Origin of the sequence: Schaalia radingae (assembly GCF_900106055.1) — a bacterium.
GTDB lineage: Bacteria > Actinomycetota > Actinomycetes > Actinomycetales > Actinomycetaceae > Pauljensenia > Pauljensenia radingae_A.
Genome location: NZ_LT629792.1, coordinates 2,050,043 through 2,066,425, shown reverse-complemented (window position 1 = coordinate 2,066,425; position 16,383 = coordinate 2,050,043). Strand labels below are relative to the sequence as shown.

14 protein-coding genes are annotated in these 16,383 nt (G+C 59.3%); 11 read left to right on the top strand and 3 right to left on the bottom strand.

Features of this window, described 5'->3' with window-relative positions:
- The first annotated feature begins 1 nt into the window (after position 1).
- The 6 genes from BLT69_RS09050 to pstB all read left to right on the top strand — a co-directional run bounded on the left by BLT69_RS09050 (position 2) and on the right by pstB (position 7,888).
- Positions 2-2,464, top strand: coding sequence for an RNA degradosome polyphosphate kinase (locus BLT69_RS09050; protein ID WP_092648853.1), 2,463 nt, complete (start codon positions 2-4; stop codon positions 2,462-2,464).
- 121 nt (positions 2,465-2,585) lie between these two features.
- On the top strand, positions 2,586-3,629 hold the full coding sequence (locus BLT69_RS09045; RefSeq protein ID WP_058237334.1) for an NUDIX hydrolase: 1,044 nt from the start codon (positions 2,586-2,588) through the stop codon (positions 3,627-3,629).
- A gap of 232 nt (positions 3,630-3,861) precedes the next feature.
- Positions 3,862-5,004, top strand: a complete 1,143-nt coding sequence (gene pstS, locus BLT69_RS09040; protein WP_092648852.1) for a phosphate ABC transporter substrate-binding protein PstS — start codon at positions 3,862-3,864, stop codon at positions 5,002-5,004.
- A gap of 14 nt (positions 5,005-5,018) precedes the next feature.
- Positions 5,019-5,987 carry a phosphate ABC transporter permease subunit PstC gene (gene pstC, locus BLT69_RS09035; RefSeq protein WP_058237332.1) on the top strand — a complete coding sequence of 323 codons (969 nt, stop codon included), beginning with the start codon at positions 5,019-5,021 and terminating at the stop codon, positions 5,985-5,987.
- The gene (gene pstA, locus BLT69_RS09030; protein ID WP_092648851.1) at positions 5,987-6,973 is read left to right on the top strand and encodes a phosphate ABC transporter permease PstA; all 987 of its coding nucleotides are present in this window, start codon (positions 5,987-5,989) and stop codon (positions 6,971-6,973) included. The genes pstC and pstA overlap by 1 nt, the downstream gene beginning before the upstream one ends.
- A 135-nt stretch (positions 6,974-7,108) precedes the next feature.
- A complete protein-coding gene (gene pstB / locus BLT69_RS09025; RefSeq protein WP_058237898.1) occupies positions 7,109-7,888 on the top strand; it encodes a phosphate ABC transporter ATP-binding protein PstB in 780 nt (259 codons plus the stop codon).
- Between the two features lie 188 nt (positions 7,889-8,076).
- Here pstB and BLT69_RS09020 read toward each other — a convergent pair whose 3' ends face one another.
- The 3 genes from BLT69_RS09020 to BLT69_RS09010 all read right to left on the bottom strand — a co-directional run bounded on the left by BLT69_RS09020 (position 8,077) and on the right by BLT69_RS09010 (position 10,502).
- Complete coding sequence (locus tag BLT69_RS09020) at positions 8,077-8,565, bottom strand: septum formation family protein (RefSeq protein WP_058237331.1); 489 nt, start codon at positions 8,563-8,565, stop codon at positions 8,077-8,079.
- Between the two features lie 238 nt (positions 8,566-8,803).
- Positions 8,804-9,868 (bottom strand): inorganic phosphate transporter, encoded by a 1,065-nt coding sequence (locus tag BLT69_RS09015; RefSeq protein WP_070727788.1) that lies wholly within the window; start codon positions 9,866-9,868, stop codon positions 8,804-8,806.
- Positions 9,869-9,872: 4 nt separating this feature from the next.
- Positions 9,873-10,502: a DUF47 domain-containing protein gene (locus BLT69_RS09010; RefSeq protein WP_058237329.1), complete on the bottom strand. Its 630-nt coding sequence runs from the start codon at positions 10,500-10,502 to the stop codon at positions 9,873-9,875.
- A gap of 320 nt (positions 10,503-10,822) precedes the next feature.
- Here BLT69_RS09010 and BLT69_RS09005 point away from each other — a divergent pair, with 320 nt between their 5' ends.
- From BLT69_RS09005 to BLT69_RS08985, 5 genes are all read left to right on the top strand, one after another.
- On the top strand, positions 10,823-12,652 hold the full coding sequence (locus BLT69_RS09005) for a phosphoenolpyruvate carboxykinase (GTP) (protein WP_070727785.1): 1,830 nt from the start codon (positions 10,823-10,825) through the stop codon (positions 12,650-12,652).
- A 219-nt stretch (positions 12,653-12,871) separates the two neighbouring features.
- Positions 12,872-13,870, top strand: coding sequence for an AAA family ATPase (locus BLT69_RS09000; RefSeq protein ID WP_058237327.1), 999 nt, complete (start codon positions 12,872-12,874; stop codon positions 13,868-13,870).
- A 21-nt stretch (positions 13,871-13,891) separates the two neighbouring features.
- Positions 13,892-14,785 (top strand): DUF58 domain-containing protein, encoded by an 894-nt coding sequence (locus BLT69_RS08995; RefSeq protein ID WP_070727780.1) that lies wholly within the window; start codon positions 13,892-13,894, stop codon positions 14,783-14,785.
- Positions 14,775-15,233, top strand: coding sequence for a hypothetical protein (locus tag BLT69_RS08990; protein WP_058237325.1), 459 nt, complete (start codon positions 14,775-14,777; stop codon positions 15,231-15,233). Before BLT69_RS08995 ends, BLT69_RS08990 begins: the two co-directional genes overlap by 11 nt.
- The gene (locus tag BLT69_RS08985; RefSeq protein ID WP_058237324.1) at positions 15,230-16,285 is read left to right on the top strand and encodes a vWA domain-containing protein; all 1,056 of its coding nucleotides are present in this window, start codon (positions 15,230-15,232) and stop codon (positions 16,283-16,285) included. Before BLT69_RS08990 ends, BLT69_RS08985 begins: the two co-directional genes overlap by 4 nt.
- Positions 16,286-16,383 lie beyond the last annotated feature (98 nt).

Below are 16,383 nucleotides of genomic sequence, written 5' to 3'. Positions count from 1 at the left end.
GATGACGAACCCGGAACATGCAGGCAATTCGGACCAACCATTCTCGGCGCCAGATGAACACTGGCCAGCAGACGACACCAACGGCGAGGGTGACGCTCACAGCGCTCACGTCACCAGTGGCAGCGCGGTTGAAGCTGCCCTGGCGAGCGAATTGGTGATCCCTGCCGACAATGAACAGCTCGTCGGTGTCGAACACGAAGACTCCGAATACGACGAGGAAGACGAAGCTACCGACGGCATCCAGGATGGTGAGCACATCACGGTGGGCGCCGACGCGAACTCCTATGAGGAGCGCGCTGAAGATGCCCAGGCCAGCGCCGCACCAGCCTCGACCGTTGAAGATTTCGGCGAGCTGCCGGACAAACGCTTCGCAGACCGTGAACTGTCGTGGATGGCGTTCAATGAACGCGTCCTGGAGCAAAGTGAAGATGAGGATTTGCCGCTGCTGGAACGCGGATGGTTCTCCGCGATTTTCTCCTCCAATCTTGATGAGTTTTACATGGTGCGTGTGGCCGGACTGAAGCGCCGCATCAACGCCGGCATCGCCAAACCGTCTGCCGCTGGTCTGTCGCCGCGTCAGGTCCTGGACGGTATCCAGATGCGCACGCGCGAACTCAGCGAGCGTCAGGCACGCGAGTTCCAGAACGACATCTTGCCCAAGCTGGACGAGCAAGGGATTCATCTGCGCGGGTGGGATCAGCTCACAGATGACCAGCGCTCCAAGATGACGACCTACTTCCGCAGGCAGATTTTCCCCGTCATCACGCCACTTGCCGTGGACCCGTCGCACCCCTTCCCATACATTTCGGGGCTGTCACTGAACCTCGCGGTCGTGGTGCGCAACCCGATTACCTCGAAGCTGCACTTCGCGCGCATCAAGGTGCCGCCGTCGATGCCGCGCCTGATCAACATCGACTCCGCAATGGGCGAGGGGAACGCGGAAAGTTATGTCGACACTGATGAGGGCGCCACGTTCATCACCCTCGAATCAGTCATTGCCGCGCACCTGGACCACCTGTTCCCAGGTGTTGAGATTGTCGAGGCACACTCGTTCAGACTGACCCGTAACGAGGACCTCGAAGTAGAAGAGGATGATGCGGAAAACCTGCTGACCGCGATGGAAGAAGAACTGCTGCGCCGAAAGTTTGGGCCGGTGGTTCGCCTCGAAGTTGAGGATACGATCTCACGCTTCGTACTGGACTTTCTGATCAGCAAGCTGGAAATCACACCCGCTGACGTGATTATGGTGCCGGCACCGCTTGACCTGACGCTGTGCAATGAGCTGCAGGCACTCGATATTCCGCGCCTGAAGTATGAACCGTATGTGCCGGTGACTCCTGCCGGACTGGCAGAGGTTGAATCGGCGCGCCCGACGGATATTTTCGGCGCGATCCGGTCGCACGACGTGCTGCTGCACCACCCGTATGATTCTTTCGCCACCTCCATCCAGAACTTCATCACGCAGGCTGCGCGTGATCCCAATGTGCTGGCCATGAAGCAGACGCTGTACCGCACCTCGGGCGATTCTCCGATTGTGTCGGCGCTGATCGAAGCGGCCGAGAACGGCAAGCAGGTGGTCGCGATCGTGGAGATCAAGGCCCGTTTCGACGAGGAAGCCAACATCGAGTGGGCGCGCAAGCTTGAACGCGCCGGAGTGCACGTCGTCTACGGCATGGTGGGTCTGAAGACGCACTGCAAACTGTCACTGGTGGTGCGTCAGGAGGGCGATCAGCTGCGACGCTATTGCCACGTGGGAACCGGTAACTACCATCCGAAGACGGCGCGCGGCTACGAGGATCTGGGGTTGCTGACCTATAACCGCGATGTGGGTCAGGATCTGACGCGACTGTTCAACCAGCTGTCCGGCTACGCGCCACGCTCCACGTTCCACCGCCTGCTGGTCGCACCGCTGGAAATCCGACCCGGTTTGATCGAGCGGATTTACCAGCAGATTGAGCGCGCGCGGAACGGTCAGCCTGCCTGGATCGGTTTCAAGGTGAATTCGGTTGTTGACGAAGCAGTGATCGATGCTCTGTATCGCGCCAGCCAGGCCGGTGTTCAGGTGGATGTGCTGGTTCGAGGTATCTGCGCAATTCAGGCCGGAGTGCCCGGCTTATCGGAGAATATTCGGGTTCGCTCCATCCTGGGTCGCTTCCTGGAGCATTCGCGTATCTACGCGTTTGGCCCGGAAGGCGAAGAGGAAGTGTGGATCGGGTCGGCTGACCTGATGCACCGCAATCTGGATCGCCGCGTGGAGGCTCTGGTGCGTATCGTGGATCCGTCGCAGGTTAGTTATCTTGCTGACCTGGTGCGTCGAGGCGTGGCGTCGACAACCTCTTCATGGCATCTGCAAGCTGACGGCACGTGGAAGCGGCACAACCGCGATGACGAGGGCAACCGTCTGGAGGATCTGCAGGAAACACTGATGGCGGAGGCATCTGCCCGCGTCGTCGGCCGCAGCTAAGGGACACGCGGACGGGGTTTGCGCCACAGCGCGCAGCCTCGGCGGCCCGCCCACCGCGTGGAGTCGATCGTATTTTTGCCCATCGTCGGCATCATGGCACTGGGTCAGATACGCTTATGACGTGTCCCGTTCCCATCCGTCACCGATACCGAGCCGGCTAGTCAGAGCCGCCGGTGCATTGGTGTGGAGATTTACGCAGTCTGACCGCGACGCCACCCTCGGTGACGTCATTGATCCCGATGACATAGAGGTCCTGCTGGTCCATCGGCCGCGCTACAACGACTGGTCGTGGCCCAAAGGTAAGACTGAACTCAACGAGCCGCTGCCGGTGGCCGCCGTGCGAGAAGTGGAAGAAGAAACCGGCCTGCCGGTCACGCTGGGAGCGCCACTGACCATTCAGCGCTACCGACTTGGCGCGGGCCACATCAAGGAGGTCCACTACTGGGTCGGACAGGCCTGCCAGCCCGATTCTCCAGCACTGCTCAGCCGCCCGCCTGTCCATCAGGCCTCCCGCCGCGAGATCGACAATACGCGCTGGGTGAGCCCGTCACTTGCACGCCGCACGTTGACCCGCCGAGGCGATCGTCGTCTGCTGGATGAGCTCGTAGCTCTGGCTGAAAGCGGTGGACTTGTCAGCTCCACGCTGGCCATTGTGCGCCACTCAAAGGCCGTGAAGCGCGGGCGTTGGGAAGGGTCGGATGCGGATCGCCCCCTAGCGCGTATCGGCGTTCGCCAGAGCATCGACTTGATCGATCTCATGTCAGCATTTGGCATCACGAAGGTCCTGTCCTCGTCGTGGCGACGCTGTGCGTCCACCGTCGGACCGTACGCGTCACTGACCGGCATCGGCATGGAGCTGTTCGACGAGCTGGATGAAAGCGCGATGACAGACAACCCGGCCGCAGGCTCCGCCCTCGTCAATGAAGCAATTGAAAACCCCGGGTCCGCGCCGACGATTATCTGCGCGCACAGGCCCACGCTGCCTGCCCTGTTTGAGCCGATACGCTCGTACTCGCCCTCATCGTTGCACGCCGCGTTCCCAGCGGAGTCGCCGTGGCTCAAGACTGCTCAGATGCTCCTGGCTCATATCGTCATGCACGAGGGCGGCCCGTGCGTTGTTGCCGTGGAAACGTATCGCCCTCTCACCAAGCTGGCGACGCTCTGATGGGCGCAAATCGCGTCCGGAATTGTCACGTTTGAATGAATTTCAGGCCCTAAAAACCGGGCAAAGGTTACAACTTTATAACTGTGTGGGCACCCTCACGTGCAAGTTCACCATTTGTTCATCTTTAACCGGCTTTGCTGTCACTTCCCCCTCTTAGCGTGAGCAATATCCGGGACATTCCGGGTCTATCGTCAACGCGCCGCCACAGTGGCGGCAGAACGGAAGATGATCAATGACAGTGCATGCTCGTACAAAGCTTCTCGCCACTCTGGCAGGTGCCACCACCATGACGCTCGCTCTGGCTGCTTGCGGCGGCGGAGACAAAGCGGAAAGCACAGGCGCGGACAACGGAGCATCCGGCGACTCTCAGTCAGCTCAGGATGAAGTTGCACCTGCGACTGACCTCTCAGGTTCGGTTGCCGGTTCGGGTGCGTCCTCCCAGGAAGCCGCGATGGAAGCTTGGAAGGCAGGCTTCAACGAACTTAACCCTGATGTGACTGTTTCCTACGAGGCAGTTGGCTCAGGTACCGGTATCACACAGTTCACCAGCAAGCAGGTCGCATGGGCCGGATCGGACGCCCCGCTTGAAGGCGACGAGATCGCAGCAGCCGAAGCACGCTGTGGTGGACCTGCATGGGACCTTCCGGTGTACATCTCCCCGGTTGCCGTTATCTTCAACCTTGAGGGTGTCGACTCCCTGAACATGGATGCCGCAACCATCGCCAAGATCTTCGCCGGCGAAATCACCAACTGGAACGATCCGGCAATTGCCAAGGCAAACCCGGATGCGAAGCTCCCAGATCTCGCCATCACCCCTGTTCACCGTTCCGACAAGTCAGGTACGACCGAGAACTTCACCGACTACCTGCACTCAGCTGCTCCCGAGGCATGGCCGACGGATCCAGGCAAGGAATGGCCAGTCTCCGGTGGCGAATCCGGTGACAAGACCTCTGGACTTGTCCAGGCCGTCCAGGCCGGTAACGGCACCATCGGCTACGCCGATGCTTCTCAGGTCGGCAACCTCGGAACTGTCGCACTGGCAGCAGCCGACGGAACCTACGTCTCCTTCTCTGCTGAGACAGCAGCCAAGGCCGCTGAAACGGCTGAGCGCGTTGCGGATCGCGATGCCAACGACATCGCACTGTCCGTGAACCGCGTGCCCGAGACGAACGACTCCTACCCGCTGATTCTGATCTCCTACTCAATCGTGTGCTCCACCTACGAGGATGCGAACGAGGCCGAACTGATCAAGGCATTCATCGGATACCAGGCTTCCGAGGAAGGCCAGCAGATGGCAGCCGACAACGCTGGTGCGGCTCCCATCTCCGAAGCAATGCGCAGTGAAATCAACGGCGTTCTGGACCAGATCAAGTAAGGTACAGGTTCGCGTTGGTTACGACACCTACAACAACGAAGAATAAGAGCTGGGAGAGAACGCCAGGGAGAATCGGTAACAAGGTTTTCGCTGGCCTCTCAACCGCCGCTGCTTCGTTAATCTTGTGCACGCTCGCAGCAGTAGCGATCTTCCTACTGCTGCGGGCGTGGCCCGCGATTTCCGACCCTTCCCTGCGTTTCAAGATGATGGGGTCGGCTGAGGAAGTCACGATTTGGAAGTTCACGGCGCCGCAGATATTCGGCACGATCCTGGCAGCAGTGCTGGCACTGCTCCTGTCCGTTCCTGTTGCAGTCGGTGTCGCCCTCTTTATTTCCCATTACGCACCTCCGCGTATCAGCCAGGTTCTTGGATACCTCGTTGACCTGCTTGCGGCAGTTCCGTCCGTTATTTACGGCCTCTGGGGTGCGATCTGGTTGATCCCGATCCTCATGCCGCTCTATGACTTCCTGGGTAAGTACTTCGACTGGTTCCCACTCTTCGCCGGCACAGTGTCCCCAACGGGCCGTGTACTCGCCTCCGCGGTGGTGATCCTTGCTGTCATGATTTTGCCCATCATTACTTCCGTGTCGCGAGAGGTCTTCCTGCAGACCCCGCGCCTGCACGAAGAGGCTGCTTTGGCCCTTGGTGCCACGAAGTGGGAAATGATCAAGATGGCCGTTCTGCCGTTCGGACGCTCCGGTATCGTGTCAGCGTCCATGCTGGGCCTTGGCCGAGCTCTTGGTGAAACAATGGCTGTCGTCATGGTGCTGTCAGTCGGCAGCAATATTTCATGGCACATCCTCGAGGCAGGTCAGCACTCCACGATTGCGGCCAACATTGCCTTGCAGTTCCCCGAATCAACGGGCATCAACTCGTCGGCTCTGATCGCAACGGGTCTTGCTCTGTTCGCGATCACCCTCATCGTCAACTCGATTGCGCGCTGGATCGTCTCGCGTCGAGCCGCATTCTCAGGAGCGAACTGATGAGCACAGCAACACTTGGTACGAACACTTCGCCGAAGGACGTTTCCGATTCAGACAACAATCGCGGCCATCAGAGCCCGATCCATGAGTCGCTGCCAATCGGAAGAAAACTCACCAATGGCTTCGTGACAGTTCTGGTGACTGTCGCATTCGCTCTTGCCATGATTCCGCTGGTCACGGTGTTGGTCACGGTGATCAGTAATGGCTACCTGCGCACCACGTGGGACTTCCTCGTCAGCGATATGGTCGGCATGTTCGGCGGTAAAGTGGGCGGCGGTATCGCCCACGCACTGGTCGGAACCACACTCGTGACACTGTGGGCGACACTGATTTCTGCGCCGATCGGTATCTTCACGGCAATCTACCTGGTCGAATACGGTAACAACGGGCTCCTGTCGAAGGCCACGACATTTTTCGTCGACGTCATGACCGGCATCCCCTCGATCGTTGCTGGTCTGTTCGCCGCCTCGATCTTCATGTTGTACGACCCCTCCTATCGAGCAGGCATCATCGGCGCGATCGCCTTGTCGGTGTTGATGATCCCGACAGTGGTGCGTTCCAGTGAGGAAATGCTGCGCCTGGTTCCTAACGAACTGCGTGAAGCTGCCTACGCTCTGGGCGTGCCAAAGTGGCGTGTCGTGGTGAAAGTCGTACTGCGTACCGCTGCAGCAGGCCTGACTACCTCCGTCATGCTGGCTATCGCCCGCGTCATCGGTGAAACAGCCCCGCTGCTGATCACCGCAGGCTTCATTGGACGCATGAACGTCAATGTGATGGACGGCCGCATGGCGACACTGCCGGTGTACATCTACCGACAGTACTCGCAGGGCCTGGCCACCTGTCGAGAAGGTGTCGCTAACTGCGTACCCACCATCAACTATGAACGCGCGTGGGCGGCCGCCCTCGTCCTCATCCTGTTGGTGATGGTTCTGAACCTGATTGCCCGAGTGATCGCCAAGATTTTTGCTCCCAAGGGAGGACGCTAAACGATGAGCACAATGGATAATCCCGCGGGGCAGGGCACACAGACAGCCGTGGCAACGCAGACGGAACGCGCTCACGATGAGCCACGTGACGCGTCGCCTTCAAATCTGACAGTGAAAAAAGACGGAGTTAAAACGATGACGACGTGTTTCAATATCACCGATGAACAGATCTACTACGGCGATTTTCTTGCCGTGAAAGATGTGACGGTGGAAATTCCACGCCACGCGATCACCGCGTTGATTGGCCCATCAGGATGTGGCAAGTCGACATTCCTGCGTTCCCTGAACCGCATGCACGAGGTGATCCCCGGTGCGCATGTGGAAGGCAAAGTTGAGCTGGAAGGCGTCGACATCTACGACAAGAAGATCGACCCCGTCCAGGTGCGTCGCCATGTCGGCATGGTGTTCCAGCGCGCCAACCCGTTCCCCACGATGTCGATTCGTGAGAACGTGCTCGCTGGCATGAAGCTCAACGCGCGACGTATGAACAAGGCGATGCAGGACGAGATCGTTGAAAAGTCACTTCGCGGTGCGAACCTGTGGAACGAAGTTAAAGACAGGCTGGACATCCCGGGATCTTCACTGTCTGGTGGCCAGCAGCAGCGTCTGTGTATTGCACGCGCCATCGCGGTGCGCCCCGAGGTCCTTCTGATGGACGAGCCGTGTTCGGCTCTCGACCCGATCTCCACGCTCGCCATTGAGGACCTGATGAACGAGCTGAAGTCGGAGTACACGATCGTTATCGTCACGCACAACATGCAGCAGGCATCGCGTGTGTCGGACAAGACCGGTTTCTTCAACCTGAAGGAAACGGGCGGCTCCGGCGAGCTCGTCGAATTCGACGACACCGAGACGATCTTCTCGAATCCGTCCAAGCAGGCGACCGAGGACTACATCTCCGGACGCTTCGGATAAGATCGCGGGCTTCCTGGCCCGGCAATGCTTCCGGCGGGCAGCTTCTCACCACTTATGAGGCCTCGCGGCCTACTGTCAGACATAGGGTGAGGGGTTGCCCGCCGGGTTTTGTATGCCGTGGGGCGCCCACGTCAATCACTGGCGAGGGCGCCCCACGATTATCGCGTTTTCAACCTTTACGCGGAGCATTACATCTTGGAATCCCTAACTGACTGATTCAGTGTCTGGCCAGTCTCGTGGAAAATGAGGCAGGAAACCACGCGGTCGCCTTCTTTCCATGAATCTTCAGATGGGCTCAACGGCGCCACGTCCAACTGCGAGGCTTCCAAAGGGACACCGACATATTCTTCGAAGTGCTTCGCGCACTCAACGGTGGCCTCATCCGACAGCGACTCAGAGTACTCCGGGGCGTCAATCTCATAGTCGTACATGACTTCGCCGACATGGGGTTCCGAGCATTCAACCACGGGCAGGGATTCCACGATCTCATCTTCAGGCGGGGCCTCGATACACTGGCCAACCTTCAGGTCAAAAGCTGACGTGTCGTTACCCGATCCGAGGAACGAACACCCGGCCAGCATGGATGCCGCCACTGCGAACCCGCATGCACTCAATGCTGCACACACGGTTCGTGATGTCGGGCGATGCGAAGAAGAAAGGTCTTGAAAGTTCAGCATATCGTTCTCACTTAGCGTCGCGCAGTCGCCCTCGTAAATGAGTGGATGAGAGGAAAACGCCACCTGCAACGGAGGCGACAGCTGAGTTGTCAGGACACTTTCATGGTATCGAACGGGGCATGAAAAAGATAGAGAATTTTCGACGAAAACCGGCGCGAACTCGTCGAAAAACGCAGCGCGGACGCTCAGCGCGAGCACGTGTGATTCGGCGGGGGCTGCGCAGCGAGCGTACGTGCTTCTAGACGATGCCAACCAGACCGTGGATGGCGAAGAACATCACTGCCGCCACTGCCGCCGCAGCGGGCAGTGTGAGGAACCATGCGATCACGATGTTTCCAGCCACGCCCCAGCGCACCGCTGAGAATCGCCGGGTTGAACCCACGCCCAGAATTGCCGAGGTGATGGTGTGCGTCGTCGAAATCGGTGCGTGGAAGACGAACGCCGACAGGTAGAGCACGGCGGCAGAAATGGTCTCCGCAACGAAACCGCGTGCAGGATCCAGGTCGATGATTTTGCGGCCCAGGGTGCGCATGATGCGCCAGCCGCCCGAGTATGTGCCCAGCGAGATTGCGCCTGCAGCGGCGAGCTTGACCCACAGAGGAATCTGCATGTCGCCGGTGGCAGGGTCGAACACCTGGTGGGTCTCACCGTAGCCGCCCGCAATGAGGGCCATGACGATGACACCCATCGTCTTTTGAGCATCCTGCAGACCATGACCCAATGCCATTGCTGCAGCTGACAGTGTCTGCGCCAGACGGAAGTTACGCATCGTTCGGTGATACGGGAAGTTTGCGAACAGCCACAGCACAATCTTCATGAGGATGAAACCCAGCAGGAAGCCAATGACGGGGGAGGCAAACATGGGGACGATGACGTGCTGCACGATGCCGGTCCACTTCACGGCAGTCGCGGACGCAAGCCCGGCACCGACCAGACCGCCGATCAACGCATGCGATGACGAGGACGGCAACCCAAACCACCACGTAATCAGGTTCCACGTGCAGGCCCCCACCAGGGCTGCCAGAACAATGACGAGGCCCTCGCGTTGCAGACCCGTATCCGTTGACAGAGAGTAGTGAGAGATGTCGATGATGCCTTCACCGATAGTCTTGGCTACTTCCGTGCCCATGAGCGCGCCGAAGATGTTCATGACGGCGGCCATGATCAAGGCGACGCGGGGGGTCAGCGCGCGGGTCGACACGGACGTCGCGATTGCGTTGGCAGCATCGTGGAATCCGTTGGTGAAGTCGAAAATCAGGGCGATGACGATCACCATTACGACAAGGATCAGATTGAGATCCACCGCTTCAGGACTCCTTCACGGCAATGGCTTCAATACCGTTGGCGAGGTCCTCAAATGCGTCGGTTCCTCGCTCAAGAACCTGCACGACGTCTTTGAGTTTGATGATGGTGACTGGATCCAGAGAGGAGTCGAACAGTGCTGTCAGAGTGTGACGGTAGGCCTTGTCACCCTCGTTTTCGAGGCGGTTGATCTCCACCCAGTAGTCACGCAGGTCAAGTGGAGACTTCAGGCCGGGCAGAGCGGTCGCGGTCTGATCTGCGCAGCGCACCAGAACGTTGATCTGTGCTGCGAGGAGCGTGGCAACGTCCTCGGGAATGTCGTCGAGGCCGTACAGCACGATCAGGTCGCCAGCCTCGTCCATGTAGTCCATGCAGTCGTCGAGCCGACCGGCAAGGAAGCCGAGGTCTTCACGGTCGAACGGGGTCACGAACGACATATTGAGCTTTTTCGTTAACGCATGGTTAAGCTCATCTGCCTCGTGTTCAATTTCGTGAAGTTTGTCGCGGAGGGCGACTCGCTCCAGGGGCAGTGAGCCGAGCATGGATCCCAGAAGATCGACAGCTGATACTAAAAGTGCTGCTTGCTTAGTGAGTAGATCGAAAAACGACGGCCCATCGGACTTACGTAAAGGCATACGGACTCCCAGTATTCACATGTCTGTCAGACATAGTTAACATTAGGGCAAATCGCTGCAAGTTTCACACAAGCAGTTAATTTCGCGAAATCCTCGCGCATACGTGCAGGTGTGCTGGCGAGCTAAATAAGGATTTTCGCACGCGTTTATTCTAAGGCTGGCGCGGAATCGTGCGCCAAACCGGCGGTGAATGTGGAGTCGGACACACCAGCGGTGGGACTATTCGCCCTAGCGAAAACCCCTATGGTGCGAGATGATGGGATCGTAGATCGAGGGCGTGACCGCGCCCTGGAGTACCGAGTGCCTCAGGAGGCAAAAGTATGTCCGTGACCGAACAAGATGTCCGCTCCGCAGCGCCATCAAATGCTCCCGAAGACGTCGTGAGTTGGGTGGCCGAGATTGCTGCTCTGACCACACCTGATGCCATCGAGTTCTCTGATGGCTCCCAGGAAGAATGGGATCGTCTGACTGAGCAGATGGTTGACTCAGGCATGTTCACGCGTCTGAACGAAGAGAAGCGCCCCAACTCCTTCCTGGCTCGTTCTCTGCCGTCTGACGTCGCCCGTGTCGAATCCCGCACATTCATCTGCTGCGAGAAGGAAGAAGACGCCGGCCCGACGAATCACTGGGCAGATCCCAAGGAGATGAAGGCAACTCTGAAGGAGAAGTTCACCGGCGCGATGAAGGGACGCACCATGTACGTGGTGCCGTTCTCCATGGGACCGCTGGGTGGCCCGATTTCTCAGCTCGGCATTGAGATCACCGACTCACCGTACGTTGTGTGCAACATGCGCATCATGACCCGTATGGGTGCCAAGGCTATGGACCTCATCAACGAGGGCAAGCCGTGGGTTCCTGCAGTTCACTCCGTCGGCAAGCCGCTTGCCGAGGGCGAGACTGATACCGAGTGGCCGTGCAACGACGAAAAGTACATCACGCACTTCCCTGAGACCAACGAGATCTGGTCTTACGGCTCCGGTTACGGCGGCAACGCTCTGCTGGGCAAGAAGTGCTTCGCGCTGCGTATTGCATCGACGATGGCTCGCCGCGACGGCTGGATGGCGGAGCACATGCTCATCCTGCGCCTGACCTCTGAGAAGACCGGCGAGCAGTACCACATCACCGCTGCCTTCCCGTCAGCATGTGGCAAGACCAACCTCGCTATGCTGCAGCCGACCATTGACGGCTACAAGGTTGAGACCGTCGGTGACGATATCGCATGGATGCGCCCCGGTCCCGATGGCACCCTGCGCGCCATCAACCCGGAAGCCGGCTTCTTCGGTGTTGCCCCCGGAACGTCCTACAAGACCAACCCGATGGCAATGGAAACCGCCAAGGCCAACTCCATCTTCACCAACGTTGCACTGACTGACGATGGCGACGTGTGGTGGGAAGGCATCGACGGCGACGTGCCTGAGCACCTGATCGACTGGCACGGCAAGGACTGGACGCCGGAGTCCGATGCACCGGCAGCACACCCGAACTCACGTTTCACGGTTCCAGCATCGCAGTGCCCGATCATCTGCCCCGACTGGGAAGCACCAGAAGGCGTGCCGGTCACCGCAATCCTGTTCGGCGGCCGCCGCGCTTCCAACGTTCCGTTGGTTGCTGAGCAGTACGAGCCTGCACACGGTGTGTTCATTGGTGCATCCGTTGCATCCGAGCAGACCGCTGCTGCTGAAGGTTCAGTCGGCTCCCTGCGCCACGACCCATTCGCCATGCTGCCCTTCTGCGGATACAACATGGCTGACTACTGGGGCCACTGGCTGGAGATGCAGAAGGAACTGGGCGACAGGTTCCCGAAGGTCTACCAGGTCAACTGGTTCCGTAAGGACGAGGACGGCAAGTTCATGTGGCCGGGATACGGCGACAACTCCCGCGTTCTCGACTGGATCGTTCGCCGCGCAGCCGGCGAGGTCGAAGCCGTCGAAGGCGTCACCGGCCTGTACCCGAAGTTCGAGGACTTCAACCTTGAAGGACTCGATCTTGACAAGGAGGCTTGGGACAAGCTGTTCTTCATCGATCCTGAGGCGTGGGAAGCCGAAATGGATGATACCGAGAAGTACTTCGAACAGTTCGGTGATCATCTGCCGGCAGAAATTACCGAGCAGCTCAAGAAGTTCCGCGATCGCATTGCAGCTGCCAAGTGACGATGCGATCTGCAGAACCCGCAGATCGGTGGTGCGTAGTCTCCCAGTGAGACTCGCAGCCTGAACGTTCAGGGGCTCGTCTGGGAAACCGGACGGGCCCCCTTCGTCTTTATCTAGCCATCGTGATCTTCTCGAACGTAGACTAGTCTCAGCATCGCATCAATCAAAGTGAGACAATGAGTGCGTCGATCGCACAGTTGAAGAAGAAAGATACTGTTCATGAGCCAGAGCCCGAACTATCTGACTGACGAGGAACTCTCCCACGCCAGAGACCTGCTGTCTCGGGTGGAACGCATTTTCGCTTCCCGTGTGGTGGGACAGGATGACCTGCGGCGTGCACTGATCGCGTCACTGCTGGCACGCGGGCACATCCTGCTTGAATCTGTCCCTGGCCTGGCCAAGACAACAGCAGCCCAGACCCTGGCTTCAGCAGTATCCGGATCCTTCAGGCGTATCCAATGCACACCTGACCTCATGCCCAATGACATTATCGGCGCGCAGGTCTATAACCAGGCGACAGGCGAAATGGTCACGCAGCTCGGACCTGTTCACGCCAACCTCGTGCTCCTAGACGAAATCAACCGTTCCTCAGCGAAAACCCAGTCAGCCATGCTCGAGGCCATGCAGGAAGCTCAGACAACGATCGGCGGCGTGAACTACCCATTGCCCAAACCCTTCATGGTCATGGCTACGCAAAACCCCATCGAAGAAGAAGGCACCTACGTTCTGCCCGAAGCTCAGATGGACCGCTTCCTGATGAAGCAGATCATCACCTACCCTCAGCCTCGTGAAGAACTCGAAGTCCTCGAACGCATCGATGCGGGCACGATGGATGCGCAGATCCAGGAAGAACCGATCAGCCTCGAGGATCTGACAACGCTGCAGAAGATGACGAACCGCGTCTTCATTCACCACACCCTGAAGGCCTACATCGTTGACATCATCAACACCACGCGCGGCCAGGGTCCTCGCTACGTCGAGCCAGTGAGCAAACTGCTGCGCGTAGGAGCCTCCCCGCGTGGCGGTATCGCCCTGATGCGCGTCTCTCAGGCCCTCGCCTTGATGTCAGGTCGCAACTACGTCACCCCTGAGGAAATCAAAGCGATGCGCCATGCAGTGCTGCGTCACCGCATGATCCGCACCTATGATGCGATCGCTGACGGTGTGGACGTGGATCGCCTGATCGATTCTGTCTTCAACGCCGTCCCGGTGCCGTAAACACCCAGAAGGATCTGCATCATGGCATCAGGCACGTCTCGCGGCACGCTCCAGGCAATCGGCACTCGCGTCGAATTGCCTGTCATGCGGCGTCTCCTGTCGGTGATGGAAGGTCGGCACTCGTCCGAACGAACCGGGCGGGGCATGGAGTTTCGTGACATGGCGGTCTACCAGCGCGGCGACGATGTCAAGGACATTGACTGGAAAGCGACCGCCCGAGCCGGGGAACCCATCGTCAAGCGTCGTGAAGCAACCGCCAACGTGCAGATGATGCTGGTGGTCGACGCCGGGCGATCCATGGGCGCCCTCGCACCTTCGGGGGAGTCAAAGAACGAAGTAGCCCTGGAAGCGTGCCGCATTGTCGCGTGGCTGGCTTCCATGCGCGGCGACCAGGTAGGTATGGTTGCGGGCGATTCACGTCGTTTGCGGCACGTGCCCGCTCGCTCCGGCAACCAGCATGCGGAGATGATTTTGCGCCAGCTCAAGGCGAACATCGACCTGACAGCGCCTCCCTCGGACATGCACAGGCTATTGACGAGGGCGTTCGCCGCAACCCGCCGCCGATCCCTGATCGTCATCGTGACAGATGAGACGCGCCCGCAGTTGTCCGATGAGCAGGCTCTGAAACGCCTCACGGTGCGTCACCGCGTGATCGTCATGCAGGTGGGAGACATGCTGGCGGCATCCTTGCCGAAAGGGACCGAAGTGATCGACGTCAACGCCGGTCAGCTGCCTGAATTCGTCATCGGTGACAAGAAACTGGCGGAGCAGGCCGCGATCGTGGCGCATCAACGCAAGCAGGCAGTGTCGGAGATGCTGGCGCGAGTGGGGGTCACTCAGGTGTCGATGGATTCGGTTGCGGCGGTGCCTGGTGCCCTTGTCACAGCGCTTGAAAGGAGCGGTCGTGCCCACTGATTCGCTGCAGGATACGCTGACCTACCCGCATTGGATGTGGATCACCGGCTGCGTCCTGATCCTGCTGGTCATTGCATGGCTGTCGATCTGCCTGTGGAGGTGGCGCAATGCGCGCGAAGCGGACCACCCCGAACTGATGACGATTTCACAGGCCGAAAAGAAACGCTACAACGAACTTCTCACGCAGATTGCCGCCCGGCAGGACGAGGGCGACCTGGACACACGCGGCGTGCACCTGGCCGTTGCCGGTTTGATGCGTGCGCTGGGAACTCAGCGAACGGGGCGTGACCTGGAAGTGGCCACCGTTGAAGAGATCCGCCAGCTGGTGCCCACGTGGACAGAGCTGGCTGACGTGCTGAACGCGTGCGAAGACCCCTCGTTCCAGGAGGAGAACCAGGCTGACACGCGTGCCGTGATTGCTCAGGCACGGCGGGTGGTGGACTCATGAAATTCCCACTGTTTATTGCCGTCGTCATCGGCATTGTCGTTTTAGGGGCGCTGACCAGCTGGATCTTCTTCCGTGACCGGTCGCGCGCCCACCGCCATGAAGCGTGGGTTGCCAACAGTGGGTTCGTGCGGACGTTGCCGAAGTACCGCCAGCTGCAAAACCTTTCGCGCCTGGCGTTGCTGGGTGTGGTGATGCTGCTGCTGGGTTTGACGTTGAGCACTGCCGTGGTGGCGGCATCGCCGGTTGATCGGCGAGTGGATAACCAGAGCGTGCAGTCTCGTGACATGATCATGTGCCTGGATGCGTCAGGGTCGATGCTGCCATACGACATGCAGATCATTGAAACCTTCGATTCGATTGTGTCGGGATTTGCCGGCGAGCGTGTCTCCCTGCAGCTGTGGTCGGGCCGTTCCTGGATTGTGTTTCCTCTGACCGATGACTACGACATGGTGCATGAAGTCTTTGCCGAGATTATTGACACGATCGATTCCGGCAACTTCAACATGCCGGACAGTTTCTGGGTCATGACACCGGAGGTGGAGCGTTTATTCCGCCACATCAATGACCCGAAGATCTGGGATATTGACCCCAACGACCCTGATCCGGACACCTCCGACATCGTCTCCTCGCAGTCGGGTGACGGCCTGGCGTCCTGTGTGTACGGCTTCGACCACACAGACAAGGAGCGCTCACGCACGGTCCTGTTCGCCACCGACAACATGATTCAGGGCACGCCTTTGTATACCCTGCAGGAGGCCACTGACCTGGCGATCGAGTACGGCGTGACTGTCACGGGCCTGTACCCGGACCTGTCCCTGAGCTTCGGTGAAGCAGAAGAGATGCAGGAGCAGGTCGAACGCACCGGCGGGCAGATGTACACGCTGGGTGATCCGAGCCTGACAGATTCGGTGGTGCAGGAGATCGAGGATGAGCAGACCGCCGAACTGTCAACGGGTGAGGTTGTGGAAACGGACCGGCCTGAAGGTGCTTTGTCGTTCGGCGGCTGGTGCCTGCTCGGCCTGCTTGCATTGGCGGCATGGATGCGCATCTAGCACCACTACCGCTCGTCAGGGTCATTGACGAGGGGACCGCGGCGCCACTGTCACGTGTGGTTGCTGAGAGTGCGGGCGCAGATGGCGCTGGAAAGGCG